Origin of the sequence: Lacihabitans sp. CS3-21, assembly GCF_024343675.1 — a bacterium.
Taxonomy (GTDB): Bacteria; Bacteroidota; Bacteroidia; order Cytophagales; family Spirosomataceae; genus Leadbetterella.
Genome location: NZ_RJUD01000001.1, coordinates 285071 through 306552, shown reverse-complemented (window position 1 = coordinate 306552; position 21482 = coordinate 285071). Strand labels below are relative to the sequence as shown.

Genomic DNA, 21482 nt, shown 5'->3' with positions numbered 1-21482 from the left:
GTCAGAGTTGCCTCCATTGCCCAATATTCCCTACTGCTGCCTCCCGTAGGAGTCTGGCCCGTATCTCAGTGCCAGTGTGGGGGATACTCCTCTCAGAGCCCCTAAGGATCGTAGCCTTGGTAAGCCGTTACCTTACCAACTAGCTAATCCTACGCATGCCCATCTACATCCTATAAATATTTCAACTAAGCACGATGCCGTGTCTAGTATTATGCGGTGTTAATCCCAGTTTCCTAGGGCTATCCCCCTGATGTAGGTAGGTTGCATACGCGTTACGCACCCGTTCGCCGGTGACATTGCTGCCCCCTCGACTTGCATGTATTAAGCCTGCCGCTAGCGTTCATCCTGAGCCAGGATCAAACTCTCCATAGTAATTTCTTACATCGAAAGATCTCCCAACTTTATGTTTCGTCTCTATCTCCAATAAGTTAATGAACTTTATCCCACTTCATCGTGAGCTCGTCACTGTTTCCAGCCTCTCTATTTCTCCCTTCCGTCTTAATCGGGGTGCAAAGGTAAGAACCTTTTTTTAATTCCCAAATCTTTACAAGAAAAAAATTTATTTATTTATTTGAACTTTATCCCGCTACCGCTACGTTCTATCCGTTTGTTCGCCGTTTGGGAGTGCAAAGGTAAGACACTATTTCCCCCTTTTCCAAATATTATTTTATTATTCTTTTTAACCCTTTATCCTAATACATTGCTTTTCAAAGACTTTTGACTTTTATCCCCATAAAAATTCTTGCTTTTGTTATATTTATTTCCCCTTTCGTTATAGGACATTTTTCCCAAAAATATCACTCTTTCTGGATTGAATGTGTTTTCTTGGGAGCTTTCCCATGATTATCTCATCACAGGCTCGGATAGAAATATTTATATTCCTTGATTTGAATATTTTATCAATCTTCCAAAATCATTAACCCAACTCCGCTGCCGCGTGAGCGATAGTAGTTCCACTATCGCTCACCAACCAGGAGCCCTTAGTGGCCTGCATGCCAAGCCGGACACAAAAGCAGAAATATAATCGAGCATTAGGATGCGAAGATTACGACCATAGCTCTGCCAGACCCAGAGCCCCATCGCACTATTGCCCTATCGTTTCTGGGGCGGAGGGGACACGCCAAAAAAAACCGTATTATAAATAGGATGTCTTTATAAAACTTGCTTTAGTAGATGCGGTCTTTCTTTTTCTATTTTGAGGATGAGTTCACCGAATAGTGTGTTGGCCCAAGCGAACCATTTTCTAGTAAACTTGGTAGCATCGTCCTTATCGAAGGATTCGTGCATAAAACCTGTATTGGCATGGGTGTTTTTTAGAAACTTTAATTGCTGAAGGATTTCGGCGTCAGACTGTGAAGTCATGGCTCGCATTATAATGCTCATTGGCCAGATTTGGTTGATTAGCGTGTGTGGACTCCCGATACCTTCAGCTACTTTTCCCTTAAAATAGTATGGATTTTTGGAAGACAAGACAAATCTTCGGGTATTGATATATATAGGATCTGTGGTTTTCACAACACCTAAGTAAGGTAAACTGAGGAGATTGGGCACGTTGGCGTCATCTTGAAATAGGGCATTGCCAAATCCATCAACCTCCATGGCATAAATAGAACCAAACTCGGGATGCTTTACGATTGCAAATTGCTGAATGGCTTTTTGAACTTGTTTGGCCAGAAAGCTGCATTTCTCGGAGAAGCTGAGGTCCATATATATGTCCTTGGCTATTTCGGCCAATTGCTCCAAGCTTTTTACTGCAAAAAGATTGGAAGGAACAAGAAATGGATACTGTGTGGCATCGTCAGAAGGTCTGAAAGTGCTATGAATCATTCCATTTGGTTTGGTATGATTGCCATAGCCATTACCAGGCACAGTGTCTGTTGACCATGAAGTAGTACGGCCGAAACGATAAGGACCTTTTGAAGTCAATCTTTGCTGCTCAATAAAAGTGTCAACAATTAGTTTAGCTGATTTAAGCCACTGATTGGTGAATTGCTCTTTTCGCCCAATTTTTTTCCAAAAATTAAAAGACAATCTTATATGGTAGCAAAGAGAGTCGATTTCCCACTTGCGTTCGTGCAACTCGGGTTTCATGTCAGTATGGTCAGAGTACCATTCACTTTTTTCAGGCTTTTCATTGAAAGCATTGGCATACGGATCAATACTTATACAGGCAACTTGGCGATTTATAACGCCCAATATCAAATCTTGTAAGGACTTTGAGTCTTTTGAAATTTCTAAATAGGGCCAAACTTGTGCAGTGCTATCTCGCAGCCACATGGCGTGGATATCACCTGTGATAACGAAAGTATCGAAAATTCCATCTTTTTGAGAATGAGAAACGGTGGTATCTAGGGTATTTGGGAAACAATTCTCGAAAAGCCATGCTATTTCTTTGTCTGCACATTTTGTCTTGATTCTTTCTATGGTCTTTTCTACCAAAGCATCAATGAATTTTCTTTGAGCTTTTTCAATTCTTACAGAAGGAAAATCTTGCTTTTTAGAAAATGCTAAAGATGGAGATAAAAGAAAGGCCGATGAGGCTATGGTGAATTGTCGACGGGAAATTTTAGAATCAGACATAATGAAATAATCAGTTTTTTAGAATACCAGTAAAGAACAGACTTGAATTTATGGTGCTCAAATCAGAAATAAAGGTAAAAATAAAGGTCTGGTTGAATTTCTCCTAAGGAAACGAAGTAAGAGTTTTTTTTGAAGTAGGATTTCTAAAAAGAAGGCAAGTTGAAGTCATCGAAAAATTAAAGATCGAGTGATTTGAAAAATCGCACTACATCAAATACTCAGAATTTCGCAGGCTCTACGTGAGGCATCTTGCTCTGCTTTCTTTTTGTTCCAGCCGCTACCTGAACTAATCACTTGAGCGTCAACTAAGACTTGAGCTATGAATTCTTTGCTGTGGTTTTTTCCCTTTTCCTCTACTATCAAAAACTCAACTTTGCGGCCGTCAGCTTGAGCCCAACTTAGAATAGTAGACTTGTAGTTGGTATTGTTGGAAATGACTTCGTCGAGGTCAAAATGGTTTGAAAGTAGTTTAGAGATTATGAATTTTTTGGTGAAGGCAAAGCCTTTATCTAAATAAATTGCCCCAATAAGGGCTTCCATTGCATCACCAAACATTGATGTTCGGTGGAAATTACGTTGGCCGTCAAATTCTATGAGTTTGTCTAAACCAATACGTCTAGCCAAAACATTGAGAGATTCACGGTTTACTATTCTAGAGCGAATTTCAGTTAGGAAACCTTCGTCTTTGAAAGGGTATTTTTTAAATAGATATTCGGCTACCACCATTCCTAAAACAGAATCCCCCAAAAACTCTAAACGTTCATTTGATTCTTTAAAACTATTGATTCCGTTGTGTTTGGAAGCTGAAGTGTGCCTAAATGCTAACTGATAAAGCAGCTTGTTTTTGGGACTAGCACCTATAATTTGCTCAATAGATTTTATGAACTCCTTCTGTTTTGGGTCTTTTGTTAAAAAACCTAGGATTGATTTTCCGAATTCCATTAGAAATGTTTTGACATAGTGGCTGAGATTTTACTAAATTTTTCGGAATATAAGTGTTGCATTGTGCCCACCAAATCCGAAACAATTACTCAAAACCACGTTAAGTGCTTTAGCTTTAGCTACATTTGGAGTTAAGTCGATACGAGGATCTATAACTTCGTCGATATTGGCCAAGTTGATGGTTGGAGGAACCATTTGGTGTTCTAGAGCCAAAATTCCAGCTACCGACTCAACTGCTCCCGCACCACCCAAAAGGTGGCCTGTCATTGATTTCGTAGAACTGATAGAAACTTTATAGGCATGATCCCCAAATAGTTGCTCGATGGCTTTAATTTCTTGTGGATCGCCAAGCGGTGTAGATGTACCGTGGGTATTGATATAATCTACGTCTTCTGGTGCTATTTGAGCGTCGTCCAAGGCATCTTTCATTGAAAGATACGCTCCATAACCTTCAGGATGTGGTGCGGTAATATGGTAAGCATCTGAAGAAAAACCTCCACCTATAAGTTCACAATAGATTTTTGCTCCTCTGGCTTTGGCATGCTCATATTCTTCTAATACTATTGCACCGCCTCCTTCGCCCAATACGAAACCGTCTCTGTCTCTGTCATAAGGACGAGAGGCAGTTTTAGGGTCGTCGTTCCTTTCTGAAAGTGCTTTTAAAGCATTAAAACCTCCGATACCCGCTTGTGCAACAGTGGCTTCAGAGCCTCCAGAAATACACGCTATAATACGGCCTAATCTTATATAATTAAAAGCGTCTATGATGGCGTTATTGGCAGATGAACAGGCCGAAACGGTTACATAATTTGGTCCTCGGTATCCGTGTTTTATAGAAATTTGACCCGAAACACTGTCAGCAATCATTTTGGGAATAAAGAAAGGATTGAACCTCGGGGTGCCGTTTCCTTGAGCAAAACCTATCATTTCGTCTTCAAAAGTTTTGAGACCACCTATCCCTGAACCCCAAATTACTCCAACTTTTTCTTTATTGACGTTTTCATCAGTAAGTCCAGAATCGGCAATGGCTTGGTCGGCAATTACAACTCCAAACTGAGTGAACAAGTCCATTTTGCGAGCGTCTTGTCTAGGAATGAAGTCTGTAACCTCAAAGTTTTTTACTTCGCATGCAAACCTAGTTTTGAAATTTGTGGCATCGAAACGGGTGATAAAGTCGCAACCACTGACGCCGTTTGAAAGGCCATTCCAAAATTCTTCGACGGTGTTACCGATGGGAGTAAGTGCTCCGAGTCCAGTAACGACAACTCTTTTTAATGTCATATTATTTGAAAATTAAAAGTTCAATACCCTATTGACAATGCAAATTAACATTTATCAATTGAATATTGAACTTAATTGAATGAGAAAATAATTATTTAGAATTTTCTTCTAAATAAGTTATTGCCTGACCTACTGTTTGAATATTCTCAGCTTGATCATCAGGAATAGAAACATTAAATTCCTTCTCAAATTCCATTATTAATTCAACTGTGTCAAGCGAATCCGCTCCCAAGTCGTTTGTAAATGAGGCCTCAGCAGTAACTTCTGTCTCGTCAACGCCAAGCTTCTCAACAATAATTTTCTTTACTTTAGATGCTATATCAGACATTTTAAAAATGTATTTTGGTGAAAAACAATGCAAAGAAATGGATTTTAAATGAAACCAACAAAATGAATCTATTTTTTTTGAATGAAAGATTGTTCGGATATTTACAGAAATTTTAAAACTAAAATCAATAATGTCGCTCAAACTCAATAAAATAGCCCAATACAATAGTAATAATTTTTTCTTAATGGCAGGACCTTGTGCCATAGAAGACCGTGATTTGGCTTTGAGAATTGCTGAAAAGATAAATGCCATTTGTGCGAAGCTGGAAATTCCATTTATTTTTAAAGGAAGCTATAGGAAAGCCAACAGAACAAAATCGGATAGCTTTACCGGTATAGGAGATGAAAAAGCGTTGAAAATATTAGAAGAGGTGGGCAAAACTTTTGGAATACCTACGGTGACAGACATACATGAAACCAAAGAAGCCGAGCTAGCTGCCAACTATGTCGATATTTTACAAATACCCGCTTTTTTGTGTCGACAAACTGAACTTTTGGAGGCCGCAGCAAAAACAGGTAAAGCCGTAAATATCAAAAAAGGACAGTTTCTTTCAGGTTCGTCAATGGGTTTTGCTATTGAAAAAATAAAATCTGTTAATCCCGAGGTGCAGGTAATGTTAACCGATAGGGGAAATAGCTTTGGATACTCTGACTTGGTTGTTGATTACAGAAACTTGGTGGATATGAAAGAATTTGGAGCTCCAGTGGTGATGGATTGCACGCATTCTCTACAAAAACCCAATCAAACCTCCGGCGTGACAGGTGGAAATCCGAAAATGATAAGCACGATAGCTAAAGCGGCCATAGCTGTTGGAGCTGATGGACTTTTCATAGAAACACATCCTGATCCTGCAAATGCAAAATCTGACGGAGCCAATATGTTGCATTTAGATAATTTAGAGCTACTTTTGGTGGATTTGGTAAGGATAAGAGAGGCTATCAGTTAATGTGATAATTTGCGAATGTGATTGTGGGTGTTTGTTTGATTTTTCAAACTTATTTGTAGACCATTTGATTTGCTGATTTGTAAAAAATACTTAAATTACATCATGAAAGAAGAACTTTATCTTGGGAAAAAAGTATCGGAATTGAATATTCATGAGCAACGTTTTAGAAAAATGATGCAACTCATGCGGGTACATAAAATGCTAGAAAAAGCACAGAAAATTCATAAACCAATACCTGAGGATGGACCTTTGTGATGAAGAATTAGTAGTGGTTTGGAGAACATTTGCCAAATATAATATGAAATATTTAATGGTAGGAGGCTTTGCGGTCAACTTACATGGTTTCAATAGAACTACAGGTGATGTGGACATTTGGATCAAAGATGATGTAGAAAATCGACAAGCTTTTAGAAAAACTTTGTTGGATTTAGAATATGCCGATTTACCTCAAATTCTTACCATAGATTTCGTGCCTGGATTTACAACTTTCAAACTAAATTCTGGAATTGAACTAAATGTAATGGCTTACTTAATGGGTTTCGAGCAAGAAAAGTTTGATGAATGTTTGAAGTACGCAAGCATCGCCAAAATATTCGAACTTGAAGTTCCATTTCTTCATATTAACCATTTGATTCAAGCAAAAAAGGCAACCTTTAGACCCAAAGATCAAATTGTTATTTTGGAATTAGAAAGAATAAAAAACGAAAGGAAATAAATTTTGAAACAATATTAAACTTAAACTAACCAAATAATGAAAAAAACTATACTCTTAGCAATATTCGCTTCTGTTTCGGCTTTTGCCCAAAAAACCTACATCCAATGTGGAAATCTCTTAGACACCCGAAACCAAAAGGTACTAAAAGACATGACCATAGTGGTAGAGGGGAACAAAATCACTGAGGTAAAAAATGGCTTTACCAAAGGCGAAAAAACTGATAATGTAATAGACCTAAGCAAGAAGTTTGTAATGCCAGGTCTTATAGACATGCATGTGCACATCGAAAGTCAAACGGCAAAAGATCAGTTTCAGAAAAGAATTCAATATAGTGAAGCCGATGTTGCTTTTGAGTCTCAAAAGTATGCTGGGATAACTCTAATGGCGGGCTTTACCACTGTGAGGGACATGGGTGGAAGTAATGTAAATATTTCACTTAGAAATGCCATAAATAGGGGCTCGGTTGTAGGACCGAGAATTTTTACTTCTGGCAAAACTATCGCCACAACAGGTGGTCACGGAGACCCTAGCAACGGAATAGGAACGAAACTTTCTTTGCCTGAAGATGCTTCAAATGGTGTAATAAATTCAGCTGAAGAAGCTAGAAAGGCTGTTCGTCAGAGATACCAAGACGGGGCAGATTGGATAAAAATAACTGCAACTGGTGGTGTATTAAGCATCGCTAAAAACGGAAAAGGTCCGCAGTTTCAAGACGATGAATTAAATGCCTTGATAGCTACTGCTAAAGATTATGGCTTTGGAGTAGCTGCTCACGCTCATGGGGCCGAGGGTATGAAGCGTGCATTGCGTGCGGGCGTGACTACTATAGAACACGGTTCATTTTTGGACGATGAATGTATTGCTTTATTTAAAGAAAAAGGTGCGTATTTAATACCCACTATTATAGCTGGTAAAACGGCCTCCGATTCTGCAAAAATCCCTGGCTACTACCATCCATTTGTAGTAAAAAAAGCCTTAGAAACAGGTGTTTTGATTCAAGATGCTTTTGCTAGAGCATACAAAGCTGGTGTGAAAATATGTTTCGGGACCGACGCAGGTGTTTTTCCACATGGATATAATGCCAAAGAATTTATGTATATGACGGAAGCTGGAATGCCTATTATGGAAGCTCTGAAGGCTGCCACCATAACAAATGCTTTTGTGTTAGGAATGGAAAACGAACTTGGGGCTATAGAAGCAGGTAAATTTGCTGATATTGTGGCCATAGATGAAGACCCCATGAAAGACGTAAAAGCTCTTATGAAAATGAGCTTTGTGATGAAAGATGGCGTGGTTTACAAAAAATAATCTCAGGACAGTAAAGTAATTGAGACAAACCCTTTGGCGTGGTAGGAATTCATAAAAAAAAGTATTCCTAGGATTACTTTTTTTTATGAATGCACAAAGTTATCTTCAAGTTCTATCATTCTAAAATTGGACTTTGACTCCTCACAAACGCCACAACAATATTCTTTCGGTAGATTTTCGAATGTAATACCTGCTGGTACTCCCGCCAGCTCGTCTCCATAACGAGAATCATATACCGAAAGGCAAGTCGTGCACTGATACGCCTTTATCTTTTTGACTTTCTTAGTTTCTGATTCTTGGATTTGATCTCCCAATTTCTTTATGGAATTCTCTGACAATTGGTGATTATAAAGCAAAACCGCCCTTCGCAATTGTTCTGGCAAATTTACTTTTTGAATTCCTTGTGCAAAATACACTTTCGTACGGCCATTGGGATCAAAGTCTTCCGTGTAGGAGATATCGTACATGTTGAAAAGCGGAATGAAATTAAACAATTTGGTTCTACGACGCTGAACCATTATGGAGGCAAAAACTTCGGTTTTTTGTACCGTTTTTATACCAAAACATATTCCGAATGTCCGAATATCTTGCCTGTTGAAAGACTCCACCAATTCGTTTTTTAACTTTAGTGCTTCCTCGGAGTCGTCCTCCACTTGCCAGTTGAGTTCATTAGCGGCATGCCTCACATTGATGTTATGCTTTGCCAATATCGAACTCCAATATTTTCTATCCCTCTCTTCTATTCCTTTAATAATTAAAGACTTCCATGGTGTAAAACATATCTCTCCCAGTTTGGTAAAAAGGCACAGATCGCACATTTCTAACAAAAATGAAATGGAGAAAAGCTCATTTCTGCGATAAATGCCCAACCATGTTTTTTTACCATATCGGTTGAATCCTTCATAGTAGGGTAAGGTGAATTTAGGAAGTTTTAGCTCCTCTTCTTTTGCAATAGATATGATTTTGGGGATTTTTTTGAAAATATCATTAGCTACATTTTCAGGAAACTGTTCTAGCGTTTCTTCTATGCTTTTTGAAACTTTGGCAATTTCGTTAGAAAAAATGAGCTTATCGTAAGAATATACTGAATTTGTTTTTGGTTTTCTCAGAAACAAATACCAAAAATTGGGGGTGCTGGACGATACAAAGTTGAGGTGCCCTGAGAAAAACGGTGTGAAACTTTGGGCATTATCCGAAATATTGATTTTCAGCTTCGTATCAAAATCGAAAGTATCAAATATGTCTTTATAAATTCCTTCGGTGATCCAATTTCCTTTTTGAAAAACATCTTCAGCAACATACGAACTCACCAAATTGGGCTTTTCGTTGGAGTCTATTTGAAATCTCAAGTTTAAGTCAGCCAAATTTTTCTCGAATTTTCGGGCAAACTGATGTGGTAAATGGAGGATTAGCTGCTGACGCAAACTCAGCCTAACTTCCTTTACATGAGCACTTTTGGCAGCTTCCAGTATTTGCTTTAGCTCGCCGGGCGATACTACACCGCCTTTGAAGTTTATCCTTATTTTATAAAAATCATTCATAATAAAATATCTTATAATATTCTAATAATATGTTCGACCCATTCTGGGTCTTAAACCCACTGATTGTATGTTCTAGGCTATTCATATTTGACCACTTTATGGTCATTATTATGAAAATCTATCTCAAAAACCTCCAAATTGTACTACAGAAACAGCTTCCTCAACCTCTACCAAACTTTTCTCGAGAATACCTCTGACTTCCGGTCGGCATGAGCCGCAGCCTGTACCAGCACCCGTTTCCTGACAAAGATTATCAAAAATCACGCAACCACCTTTGATGGCTTTCTTCAGATTTCCTTCACCAACATTGTTACATGAACACACAATTTTGCCTAATACGGGTTCGGGTTTTTTGCCTGAACGAAGCAATTGCAAACGCTTATCAGACAATTCGATACCATCAGCAATCAAATTTTTGAATTCTAAAAATTCTGACTTGTCTCCTATCAAAATTGCCCCTACCAAACGGTCGTTTTTGATGACACACTTTTTATAAAAATGCTTGGCTTTATCAATGAATACCACTTCCTCGTAACCTTCTTCACCATTTGGAATTTCGATTTCACCCAAAGAACAAAGTTCCAACCCTGCCATTTTGAGGAGATTCATTGATAAACTTCCTTTATAATAACTTGCCAAGTCTCCCGCTAAAAATTTAGCTACAATCTCGGCTTGCTGCTCTGCGGCGGCTGTGATTCCCCAAAGCTGGTTGTTCCATTCGGCTATTTCACCACAAGCAAAGATATTCTCATCCGACGTTTGTAGGTATTCGTTGACTTTTACGCCCCTATTGCATTCTAAGCCTGCTTCTTTGGCCAATTCTATCACAGGAATGGTTCCTGCGGCCACTAACATAGCATCACATGGTAATTTTCTACCCGATTTCAGACGGATTCCTTCTATTTTGTCTGTTCCATAAAACTGCTCAACTTCATCATTAAAGTAAACCTCAATGCCTCTTGCGGCTATTTCTTCATGCAATATGGCACTTCCTAGCAAATCTAGTTGCCTATCCATCAGCCTACTAATACGCTGAACTACAGTTACATTAACATCGATTTCTTTCAAAGAAGCCGCCATTTCCAAGCCCAAAAGCCCACCACCAACTACCACTGCATTACTTCCTTTTTTTAGAAATGGAGCCAGTTGATCGGCATCTATGCGGCTACGCATATTGAAAATCCCGGGAATCTGTGGAAAATTTTTCGGCATAAAGGCCTTACTTCCCATTCCCAAAAACAATTTATCGTAAGAATGTTCTCTGCCTTTTGAGTCGGTTAGGATTTTATTTTTACGGTCGATGTACTCAATGCTAATACCTTTATGAACGACAATGTTGTTTTCCTCAAACTGATCTTCACGGAGTTTTACGAGCTGATCCCAAGTCTGTGTACCACTAATATAGTCGGGTAACATCACTCGGTTGTAAAAAGGATATATTTCTTTGCTAAATACCTCAATATCATCTGTTTGATTGTATTTTCTGTATGCCGAGATAAACCCTAACCCAGCAGATCCTGCCCCTATTACTATTATTTTCTCTTTTGGTTTTTCGTATTTTGAAATTTCTACTACAGAATACTTAAAGTCCGGCTCTTTTGAGCGAGGATCTACCAACGAATTGGTAAGGTTATTCGCTCTTCCAAAGTTTCGGTTGAGTATTTTGCCCCAATGCATAGGCATAAAGCAGTTTCCTTTTTTAAGGTCATCTGTCAATATTACCTTCACTTTTGCTTCTCCTCGCAAGCCGGCAACCATCACGACTTTGCCATCTGAAATACCCCTTTCTTTGGCATCGATTGGGTTCATTTCAACATAAGGCTGGCTGATGTGCTGGTTGAGTTTGTTAACTCTTCCCGTTTTAGTCATGGTGTGCCATTGATCTCTAATTCGTCCTGTAATCAGAATTAAAGGGAAATTCCCTGAAATCTGCTCTGACTGGTTCTGAAATGGTACTGAATGAATCTGGGCTTTTTTGGAAGCTGTATAAAATGAATGATCGGTAAACAACCTCTTTGTTCCGATGGAAGATTCGTCTTCTTTCATTTTCTTTGTAAATGGCCATTGAACCGTTCCAAAGTTTTGTAGCTTTTCGAAATCCAAACCCGAAATATCGATGTTGGTGTTTTCGGTAGTTTTGATATACTCCCTATATATGTCTTCGGTTTTGTTGTAAGAAAACTTATCTCCCCAGCCCATTTTTTCTGCAAATCGGCAGATAATTTCTGTATCAGGTAATGCTATTCCAGGTGCCTCTCCCACCTTACTAAGATACGAAATTCGACGTTCGGCATTGGTCATTGTTCCGTCTTTCTCTGTCCATGCCGCTGCTGGAAGAACAATATCTGCAAATTTTGTGGTGTCCGATTTATTTGAAACATCTTGTACCACCACTAATTTGGCATTCTTCAAGGCTTTTTCTATAATATTGGCATCTGGCATACTCACCAATGGGTTGGTGCAAACAATCCAAATGGCTTTCATTTTACCATCTGCTAAAGCCTGAAACATTTCTGTGGCGGTTAGACCAGATTTTTCCGAAATGGCACTTCCTCCCCAAAAAGCATGCATTTCCTTGCGATGATCAGGATTTGCATAGTCGCGGTGCGAAGCCAACATATTGGCCAAACCACCCACCTCACGGCCTCCCATGGCATTGGGCTGACCTGTCAATGAGAAAGGCCCATTGCCAGGCTTACCAATTTTGCCCGTGATAAGCGAAAGATTTATGAGCGAAAGGTTTTTGTTTACGCCTATTACCGACTGATTGAGTCCCATGGTCCACATCGACAAAAAGCCCTTTGAATGGCCAATCCACTTGGCTGCTGTTTTGATTTTTTGTAATTCTACACCACATATTTTGGCATATTCAGAAACCGTCTTTTCAAAAACTTTTTCTTTAAATGCCTCCATGCCTTCCGTGTGATTCTCAATAAATTCGGCATCAATCTTACCTGTTTCTATCAAAACTCGGGCAATGGCATAATTTAGAGCAACGTCTGTCCCTGGGTTTATATCTAAATGCAAATCTCCTGAAGCGACCGTTTGGGTTTTTCGAGGATCTACTACTATGATTTTAACGTTTGGATTGGCAGCTTTATGTGCCTCCACTCTTCTCCAAATAATTGGATGACACCAAGCAGGATTTGCTCCTTCTACCAAAATAACATCTGAATGTTCGATGTCGTCATAACAAACTGGTACAGCGTCTTCGCCCAAACTCAATTTATACCCAACCACCGCAGATGACATGCACAAACGCGAGTTGGTATCGATATTATTGGCTCCGATGAATCCCTTCATCAGCTTGTTCCAAAGATAATATTCTTCTGTTAAACATTGGCCAGATACATAAAAACCGACAGATTCTGGACCGTATTTGGCTATGAAAGTTTTAAAAATGGTTGCTGTACGATCTAATGCCGCATCCCACGATACTTGCTCTAAAGGCATGTTGCGGTTGAATCGCATTTGTGGTGCCAGCAAACGGTCTGATTTGTCCATTACCGTATAATGCAAGTTCATGCCTTTTGAGCAAAGCATGCCTCGGTTTACAGGATGATCTTTGTCTCCTTCAACTATAATTGAGCCGTTGCTTTTTTCTTTTATGACAATCCCACAGCCAACACCACAATAACAACACGTTGATTTATAGCTCTTTTCGTTCATATTTACCTAAATTAAGTCTCCCTGTTTTAAATTGGGATGGTTAACAATCTTTTTGTGCCTTTACTGTCGGGCTTTCCTTTTTTAGGCCATAACTTCTTCCAATACCGGACTAAGTGATATTTCGTTTGTCTTAATTGTAAACTTAGTGAGTGCTACCAATATACCTACTAATAATGCCGCACCACCGATATATTGGAAGGCTTCGGCATAGGAAATCGATTCTGATTTGAACAAGAAACCCATCAACATACCGCCGATATTGCCTCCTGCCCCAACTATACCTGCCACTAGACCAACATTTTTTGAATTGATAAAAGGCGTAATGGCATAAGTTGCTCCATTAGCCATTTTTAAGAATAATGCAAAAGACAGCATGGCTACTATGGCATAGGTGATCGTTAATGTATTAGAGAAAAAATACAGGCCAATTCCTTCCAAAACTAAAAACCCTGCTAAAAGCCAGCTTTTTCCGCTTATACCGTATGCTCTACCGATTCTATCGGCAAAAATGCCACCTAAAGCTCTTGCGAAAATATTCATAAAGCCAAAAAGTCCTGCTAATAATCCGGCCGCTTTCTGGTCGAAATTGAAGGTGTCAACAAAATACAATGCAGCTACATTGTCAAACGTGATTTCCATACCAAAACAAATAGAATATGCCAAAGCTAGCACCCACACTCGCCAATCGGTCAGTACTTCTAAGATATTCGTTTTTTCTTTTATGCCAACAGGTTTTACAAAAGCATAAAAATTACCACCTGGTGAATCTTGCGTAAAATTGTAATATAAGAAAGCACAGATTAATAACAGACTTCCAGGAACAATCATGGCCAATCGCCATGCTTCGCTGTTGGTATAACCCAAACCTACAATACCAGCAAAAATAACGGGCATCACCATGTTGGTAATTCCGCCACCTAAGTTTCCCCAACCGCCCGCAACGGCATTGGCTGTACCTTTAATGCCAGGTGCAAACATCACAGAGGTGTGGTATTGTGTAATAACAAATGATGCACCGATAACACCGATGGCTAATCTAAACAACAAGAAAGTAGCATAAGAATGCGACAAACCTACCAGAAACACTGGAATAGAACCCAAAACCAAAAGTGCTGTATAGGTTTTGCGAGGCCCCCAAGTGTCGCACAATCTGCCAATAAAAAGCCTTGCAAAAATAGTGGCTGACACGGAGGCAATAATGATATTGCCGACTTGTCCTTTAGTAAGTCCCAAGTCTTCACGAATGGTGGGCATCAAAGGAGCTAGTCCAAACCAGCCAAAGAAACACATAAAAAAAGTTAACCAAGTAATATGGAAAGTCCTCATTTGAACAGAAGATAAATCGAAGATTCTGAGGTTTTCTAAAGGTTTGGAGCTGTTTTTCATACTATTTATTTTTTTGAATAATGAATGCTAATAGTTTTTTTGGCTTTGAATCAAAGATAATACTCAATTGAACTACTCAAAATTAAAAATAAGTATTTATACTCAAAAATAAATGAGTATTTGTTTTGTGTCCTTATGCATTTTGTTGCGTTTGTTTTAAAGTATCTAAGAATGGTTATATTTTGGAGCAGACTACAAACAAAAAAAAGCACTGAGTCCTCAGAAAAGACCCAATGCGATTTAAAAAAATATAAACACTTACTCAAAAATTACATCGTCAATAGAAAGATTTTTTACTAAAAGACTCAACAGCTTATCATGAACTTCCATGTATTCGGGTAGATGCACAATGTCTTTCTTGTTTCTTGGACGGGCAATGTTTATATCCACTATTTCACGAATCGTAGATTCGGGACCGTCGTTCATTACCACTACTCTATCGGATAGAAATATGGCCTCCTCAATGTCGTGGGTCACCATCACGATAGTCTGCTGGCGTTGGTTGAGGTTCCAGATTTTGAGTAGTTCTACGTGCATAGAGCCTTTGGTGAGGGCATCTAATGCTCCAAAAGGCTCGTCCAGCAACAACACTGAAGGGTTTATAGCAAAGGCACGAGCGATGGCCGTACGTTGCTTCATTCCGCCTGATAATTGGCTCGGTAGTTTGTCTCTGTGCTGCAGAAGATTCACCATCTTAAGATTATATTCTACTATCTCCTTCTTTTCTGCGGCAGATTTGTATTTCAATACGGAATCTACGGCTTCATAAACGTTTTTATAAACCGTCATCCAAGGCAAAAGCGAGTAGTTTTGAAACACAATGCCTCTATCGGGACCTGGGCCTATTACCTTGTTCCCGTTTACTGTTACCTCTCCAGATGTTGGCTTAACCATCCCGCTGATAGAATTCATCAAGGTAGATTTGCCACAGCCCGAGTGACCAATGATACTCACTATTTCTCCCTTTTTTATATCTAAGTCGATATTTTTTACCGCCGTAAAAGTGCCTTTACCGTTGGTTTGGAAAGATATTGTTACATTTTTTACAGAAATACAATTAGCCGCTTCTGCCTTATTCTCTATTAATATTTCGTTTTCTAATTCTGTTATCATGATGTTTTTCGTTTAGAAATTATTTTCATCTTTTCAATTTGTGTCATTTCTTGTTTTCATAAGCGAAATAATTCTGTAAGCCATTGAAAAACTTATCGAGCAATAAGCCCACAAAACCGATGATAAGTATGGCTGAAAGGATTTTTTCCAGACTTAAACCATTCCACGAATCCCACACAAAGAAACCTATGCCTACTCCACCTGAAAGCATTTCTCCTGCAACAATTACCATCCAAGCTACACCTATGGCCAATCGCAAACCTGTGATGATGTGAGGCAATGCAAAGGGAATGAGTATTTTGATGATGTATTTCCAACGAGAAAAACCGAATGCTTTGCCCACGTTTTTATGATCGTCAGGTATGCTCGAAACACCGAATGCGGTGTTGATTAAGGTTGGCCAAAGAGAAGTGATGGCAATGATAAATATAGTAGCTCCTTCTGATGCTTTAAAAGCCAAAAGACCCAGTGGAAACCACGCCAAAGGCGAAACTGGGCGAAGAACCTGAATAAGTGGATTGAGTAAATTCATGGTAAACTTAGAGCCTCCCATGAGCATACCCAAGGGAATTGCTATTAAACTTCCCATTCCAAAACCCATCATTACTCGCTTAATAGAGCTCCAGAGTTGAATACCAATGCCTTTGTCGTTAGGGCCAAAGTCGTAAAATGGGTCTTTGAGCATTTCAAAAAATACCGCCCAAGTGGCTAATGGGCCTGGGATTTCGTTTTTGGTGATAGCAGACACCAAGGTCCAAATTATGAGCAAAATGACCATGCTACCTACAAAATAGGCTATTGAATATAAGGATTTTAAAGAAAATATGCTTTTCATGATTTTAATGCTTTTTGTAAATTCAGGAGACAATTTCTCACCTCCTGAATAAATTGTTATTTGCGTGTACTACCAAGATATGCCGCTGGATTACTTGGGTCAAAGGCTACATCAAGATTGGTTTTGAAGCCTTTCATGTCTGGCTGAACCGGCACCCCAGTTTCTTTGGCTACTTCGGCCCAAAGGTCATCCAAGATTAGTTTTTCAGCTATTCCTTTATAATCTGGTGCTGATTTGAGCATTCCAAAACGCACATATTGAGCTAAGAACCAAATAGCGTGCGATTTAAGTGGCGTATTTACTACTCCGTTGTTATAAAAACGCATATTATTGTCGCCATATTTTTGTGCACCAAGGTCACAGCCAAGGTCATACGAGCCCAATATACGACTCTCAATAGCCGCAACTGGAGCATTAACATAGTAAGGTTTTGTAAGCCACCCCACTGCTTTTTTGCGGTTCGCCGAATTGGCATCAAGCCATTTGCACGCTTCTACTATTGCCTTCATTACGTTTTTCAAATCTGCTCTATTTTCTGAAGCAAATTCCGTGTTGACCACAAGAGCCTTTTCTGGGTGATTTTTCCAAATATCTTGTGATGTAATTTCCGTGAAACCAACATTTTGAGCAGCCGCTACGCCATTCCAAGGTTCCCCAACACTAAAACCTTCCATGTTGTCCACTTTCATGTTGGCTACCATTTGGGGTGGCGGAATAGTAATAATTCCCACAGATTTTTGATTGATACCAGCAGCTGCCATCCAGTTTCGCAACCAGATATCGTGCGTGCCACCTGGAAATGTCATTGCAAAAGTCACTTCTTTTTTCTTTTTGAGAGCCGCCACGGCTGCTGCTACTTTGCTGGTTTCTTTGAATCCAACCACACCACAAAAATCTTTTGAAAGCGTAATTGCTTGGCCGTTATTGTTCAAAACCATGGCTATTTTCATTTGTGAACCTGCCTTGCCACCAATACCTGTATAAACCGAAAGCGGCATAGAAAATAAACAATGTGCCCCCGAAAGTTCTCCGTTCAATACTTTGTCGCGAATATTTGCCCAAGATGCTTCTTTGCTAAGTTCTACGTTTACCCCATATTTTTTGAATAAGCCTAATTCTTTGGCCACTACCAATGGGGCACAGTCGGTAAGTGGAATAAATCCTAGTTTAATTATACTCGCTGGAGCAGTTTTGAAAGAGGTTGTAACCGAAACTATGGCCAAAAGCATTGCTACCGATAATAATTTTATGGTTCGTTTCATTTTTTTAATAAATTGAAAATGTAATGTTTAAAGATTTTCTTACTGCTTAATAGCAACTGGTTTGGTATAGAAGAAATCTGGACGAATGTTGATCATTAAATAGGCCCAGTTACCCGTTTTCTTGGTTTTGTCTATGGTACTTGATTTTACATACTCCAAAGAATTGCTACCTTTCATAATAGAGTATCCCAACTCCAAAGTAGTGAATTTATTCATAGCCACTTGTCCAACAAAATCTAATTCGGTACCTAATTTTTTATCCAAAAGTTTGTTACCGTCCAACTTGTTGAGTGTAGCAGATTCTAGGCTGAAATAATGTCCATCAGCCATAAGAGTGAATACCTTGTTTACGTATTTGAGTTTTAAGTAAGCATCTTGCAATCCACCAGCAGGTGAGCCTGTGCCTACATAAAAGTAGTCCATGTAACCCCAATGCTTGTGCGGTGTGCCGTAAAGCGGATCAAATTTAGAGGTCTGACCAGTCACAGCTTTCAAAGCATTATTCCCAGTAAGTACTTCATAACCTGGCCCAAACGACCACTTGCCTTTTTGCATCATAGCAAATGCTCCATAGTGATAGGCGTTTTTGATCATTAAGCCGTCACGATCTTTACCCGATTGGCCATAATACCAAGCCTGAGCAGATATTTTACCAAACATTGCAGAAGCATTTCCAAATTGGCTATTGGCCATCAAGCCATAAGTTAATCTAGAATTTACGCCTGTTTGATTATATCTTCGGCCATATATGTAGCCTTGAGTAGCGTTACCAATACTGTCAGAAACATACTTTGAAAAATCATCTTTGAAAAACAAAGCTGAGAGTTTTGTTTGCTTAAATTTTCTTGTCAAATAAGCCATTTGGAAAGACTTAAACTGTTGATTTTGACCATTTGTACTCAATGGAGTTGCCAAAACCAATGCTCCTCCTTTTCCAACAGTAGGAATAAACCCAAGTGGAATGGCCAAACTTACATTTTTATTAGATAGTGCCGAAGCCGGGGCATTTCCCGCAGTATAATTTGTACCTGTTACTCCAAATCCATCGGTATTTTGATTAAATCCACCACCAAAATCCAATGCCCAGCCTAGGTGCTGTGCTTTAAAAATAGCCGCATCAAATCTACGAGCTTGTTGTAGCCAGTCCAAATTGCCCAATAGACGTACATCGTCGTAGACCAATTCTTGCCTTCCTATTTTAAGTGAAAGATTCTGAATCGGTCTAAATTTTATAGTAGTGTCTGCAGAGTTTGCCAAAATGAGTTCCGCATTGGCTTCGTGCATCATTAGTCTGTTTCCGTCTGCATTGCTGATGGTTGAAGCGTCTTGTCCCCAAACTCTTACATCTTGTATGGCAGTTGTAAAAACCACTCTATCCCATTTATAGCCAAATGTTAACCTAGTTCGCTGCGATGTAAAAGCCGCTACTTTTGCGTCTAGAGGAGCCAAGTTTCCCAAGCCATCACGTACCTCTGTACGGGTACGTACCTGGCCTACTAAGCTGAACTGGCCATATGTGGAAATTTTTAAAAAATAAATAAGTATAAATAACCAAAGCTTTTTTGAAAATAGAAGTTTCTTTTCCATCGTTCTAATTTTTAAAGATAAAATCCTGAATAGTAGTTTTAGGTATACACAACAACAAATTAGTTGCATTCATAAACAAGAAGAAACACGGACGAGAGAACTCGTTTTTCTGAAGACAGTTTGTAATTCGAAATTTTATTGATTTTCTTTACATCCGTCTATCTGTTTCAACATCGTAGGCAATTCCTTTGGCCGTTGGCGGTACTCCAATACCCCTTCGGCCTTTTTTTCTCTTGTATGCATCCAAGAGTTTTTGGTGCTCCAACACCTTTTTTGAAATCTATTTATTTATAAATTGAAAACAGGATTTAGCTTTAATCCATTCGTCTTAAATTATTTATATCATGATGACGATTCGAAATTAGAATTAAGTATAAATACTCATAAATATTTAAGTATTTATTTGACTATTATTTTAAAATTTCTTTACATTTTTTAATTTAACATTCGAAAATTTATATTTTGTAAATTGAAACTTGAAAAATCATTCGTTTTTAGGATTTTTTGATTTCACTTATTTTTCTTCATTTAATGTTTTTTTTACGCGAATGCGTTATTTTTGAAACTAGTTTTTGGAAAAATTTCACTTTTTGGCTTTAAATGTTTGATTTTTGAAACCTGTTTTAAAAAAATTCACATTTACATTCTTAAAAGAAGACTGCGTTTTGAGAAGAAATCTTGTGGGTACAATTATTTATGACTTTTGAATAGTCTGAGATTTATTCTTGTGTTTCTTTAAAGCAGGATTTAGCCCCTACTGTTTTGTTTAGGTTAGTTCTTAATAAATTTTACTTAGGTTTTTGATAATGAAATAGCTCAAAAGCCGACAAAATGCGACCTTGACTGAGTAGCGACCAATGTTCAACTTTTACTTAGCTAATATAATTCGACCCTGACTGGGGGTGTTCTCTTTTTACCTCTGAAAATACTATTCTTGATAATTAATATTGAAAAGTCTGAAGGTAACCTATAGGTTTATGAGATTCAGTCGCACAATATCTCCGATCCATATTTTAGAATATACTCTTTATGCACACTCACCACTTCGCCAATAATTATTACAGACGGCAATTTGATATTTTCTTCTCTTACTTTAGCGGCTACGTCTTTTATTTTACCTATCACAAATCGCTCATTGTGGCAGGTTCCGTTTTGTATTATTGCTACTGGAGTTTCGGATTTGCCATAAGTAGTGAAAATTTCGGCTATTTCTTCCAATTTACTCAGACCCATCAATATTACAATAGTAGCACTTGACTGTGCAGCCAAGAATATGTCTTTCGGTAGTTCCTTAGCTTTCGTGTGACCAGTCATCACCCAAAAACTTTCAGAAAGTCCACGCTTCGTTACCGGAATTCCCTGTGCCGTAGGCACAGCTATACAGCTTGATACTCCAGAAATAACTTCTGTTTCTATCCCAAAAGCCTCTGCATATTCCAATTCTTCTGTCGCTCTTCCAAATACTATCGGATCACCGCCTTTGAGTCTTACCGCATGGCCATATTCAAATGCCGAAGCTATCAAAAGCTGGTTTATCTGGTCTTGGGATAAACTATGGTTCTCAAATCTTTTGCCTACAAATATATGTTTACAGTCATCTCTTGTGTACTTCAAAAGTTCCTCGTTTGCCAAAGCATCAAACAATACTACATCTGCTTTTTCTAAAGCCTTTATTCCTTTAAGTGTAATAAGTTCGGCATCTCCAGGGCCCGCTCCTACAAGTGATATTTTCGGTTTCATAAAAATGAGTATTAATACTTATAAAAAGTTTGAATTCTTCAATTGTACTATTCTTAGTTAAAATTTGATATTAATTTAAATATCAAGCCTTTTTCATGTTTTTTCATACAATATATTCAACAATCTTAGAATTTTAAATTGCAATTATCTAATATTGTTTCATATTTAATTGCTTATTAATACTCATTTTATAAATAATATTAGATAAGTACAATTGAGTATTTTTTATCAAAATACAAATTTGATTTT

The 21482-nt window shown here is 38.5% G+C and carries 16 protein-coding genes and 1 rRNA gene; 4 read left to right on the top strand and 13 right to left on the bottom strand.

The window, feature by feature from the left end; genetic code table 11:
* From EGI24_RS01260 to EGI24_RS01240, 5 genes are all read right to left on the bottom strand, one after another.
* A 16S ribosomal RNA gene (locus EGI24_RS01260) occupies nucleotides 1-372 on the bottom strand; the annotation flags it as partial.
* 780 nt (nucleotides 373-1152) lie between these two features.
* A complete protein-coding gene (locus EGI24_RS01255) occupies nucleotides 1153-2580 on the bottom strand; it encodes a glycoside hydrolase family 125 protein (RefSeq protein WP_255046363.1) in 1428 nt (475 codons plus the stop codon).
* Nucleotides 2581-2790: 210 nt separating this feature from the next.
* Nucleotides 2791-3522 (bottom strand): ribonuclease III, encoded by a 732-nt coding sequence (gene rnc / locus EGI24_RS01250; RefSeq protein WP_255046362.1) that lies wholly within the window; start codon nucleotides 3520-3522, stop codon nucleotides 2791-2793.
* 33 nt (nucleotides 3523-3555) lie between these two features.
* Entirely contained in the window at nucleotides 3556-4803 is a 1248-nt protein-coding gene (fabF, locus tag EGI24_RS01245) for a beta-ketoacyl-ACP synthase II (protein ID WP_255046361.1), read from the bottom strand.
* Nucleotides 4804-4894: 91 nt separating this feature from the next.
* Nucleotides 4895-5131, bottom strand: a complete 237-nt coding sequence (locus EGI24_RS01240; RefSeq protein ID WP_255035473.1) for an acyl carrier protein — start codon at nucleotides 5129-5131, stop codon at nucleotides 4895-4897.
* Nucleotides 5132-5261: 130 nt separating this feature from the next.
* Between EGI24_RS01240 and kdsA the strand changes: the two genes are divergently transcribed.
* The 4 genes from kdsA (at nucleotide 5262) to EGI24_RS01220 (ending at nucleotide 8100) form a co-directional block, all read left to right on the top strand.
* A complete protein-coding gene (kdsA, locus tag EGI24_RS01235) occupies nucleotides 5262-6077 on the top strand; it encodes a 3-deoxy-8-phosphooctulonate synthase (RefSeq protein WP_255046359.1) in 816 nt (271 codons plus the stop codon).
* Nucleotides 6078-6179: 102 nt separating this feature from the next.
* Nucleotides 6180-6332 carry a hypothetical protein gene (locus tag EGI24_RS01230; protein WP_255046357.1) on the top strand — a complete coding sequence of 51 codons (153 nt, stop codon included), beginning with the start codon at nucleotides 6180-6182 and terminating at the stop codon, nucleotides 6330-6332.
* 43 nt (nucleotides 6333-6375) lie between these two features.
* Nucleotides 6376-6792: a hypothetical protein gene (locus tag EGI24_RS01225; RefSeq protein WP_255046356.1), complete on the top strand. Its 417-nt coding sequence runs from the start codon at nucleotides 6376-6378 to the stop codon at nucleotides 6790-6792.
* A 36-nt stretch (nucleotides 6793-6828) separates the two neighbouring features.
* Entirely contained in the window at nucleotides 6829-8100 is a 1272-nt protein-coding gene (locus EGI24_RS01220; protein ID WP_255046355.1) for an amidohydrolase family protein, read from the top strand.
* 83 nt (nucleotides 8101-8183) lie between these two features.
* Here EGI24_RS01220 and EGI24_RS01215 read toward each other — a convergent pair whose 3' ends face one another.
* The 8 genes from EGI24_RS01215 to cobA all read right to left on the bottom strand — a co-directional run bounded on the left by EGI24_RS01215 (nucleotide 8184) and on the right by cobA (nucleotide 21233).
* On the bottom strand, nucleotides 8184-9641 hold the full coding sequence (locus EGI24_RS01215) for a rubredoxin (protein WP_255046354.1): 1458 nt from the start codon (nucleotides 9639-9641) through the stop codon (nucleotides 8184-8186).
* A gap of 123 nt (nucleotides 9642-9764) precedes the next feature.
* On the bottom strand, nucleotides 9765-13310 hold the full coding sequence (locus tag EGI24_RS01210; RefSeq protein WP_255046353.1) for a nitrate reductase: 3546 nt from the start codon (nucleotides 13308-13310) through the stop codon (nucleotides 9765-9767).
* A gap of 81 nt (nucleotides 13311-13391) precedes the next feature.
* A complete protein-coding gene (locus EGI24_RS01205) occupies nucleotides 13392-14696 on the bottom strand; it encodes an MFS transporter (protein WP_255046352.1) in 1305 nt (434 codons plus the stop codon).
* Between the two features lie 258 nt (nucleotides 14697-14954).
* Nucleotides 14955-15809, bottom strand: a complete 855-nt coding sequence (locus EGI24_RS01200) for an ABC transporter ATP-binding protein (RefSeq protein ID WP_255046351.1) — start codon at nucleotides 15807-15809, stop codon at nucleotides 14955-14957.
* A gap of 43 nt (nucleotides 15810-15852) precedes the next feature.
* A complete protein-coding gene (gene ntrB / locus EGI24_RS01195) occupies nucleotides 15853-16644 on the bottom strand; it encodes a nitrate ABC transporter permease (protein WP_255046350.1) in 792 nt (263 codons plus the stop codon).
* A gap of 56 nt (nucleotides 16645-16700) precedes the next feature.
* On the bottom strand, nucleotides 16701-17906 hold the full coding sequence (locus EGI24_RS01190; RefSeq protein WP_255046349.1) for a CmpA/NrtA family ABC transporter substrate-binding protein: 1206 nt from the start codon (nucleotides 17904-17906) through the stop codon (nucleotides 16701-16703).
* A gap of 39 nt (nucleotides 17907-17945) precedes the next feature.
* Nucleotides 17946-19493, bottom strand: coding sequence for an alginate export family protein (locus EGI24_RS01185; protein WP_255046348.1), 1548 nt, complete (start codon nucleotides 19491-19493; stop codon nucleotides 17946-17948).
* Nucleotides 19494-20477: 984 nt separating this feature from the next.
* A complete protein-coding gene (gene cobA / locus EGI24_RS01180) occupies nucleotides 20478-21233 on the bottom strand; it encodes a uroporphyrinogen-III C-methyltransferase (RefSeq protein ID WP_255046346.1) in 756 nt (251 codons plus the stop codon).
* Nucleotides 21234-21482 lie beyond the last annotated feature (249 nt).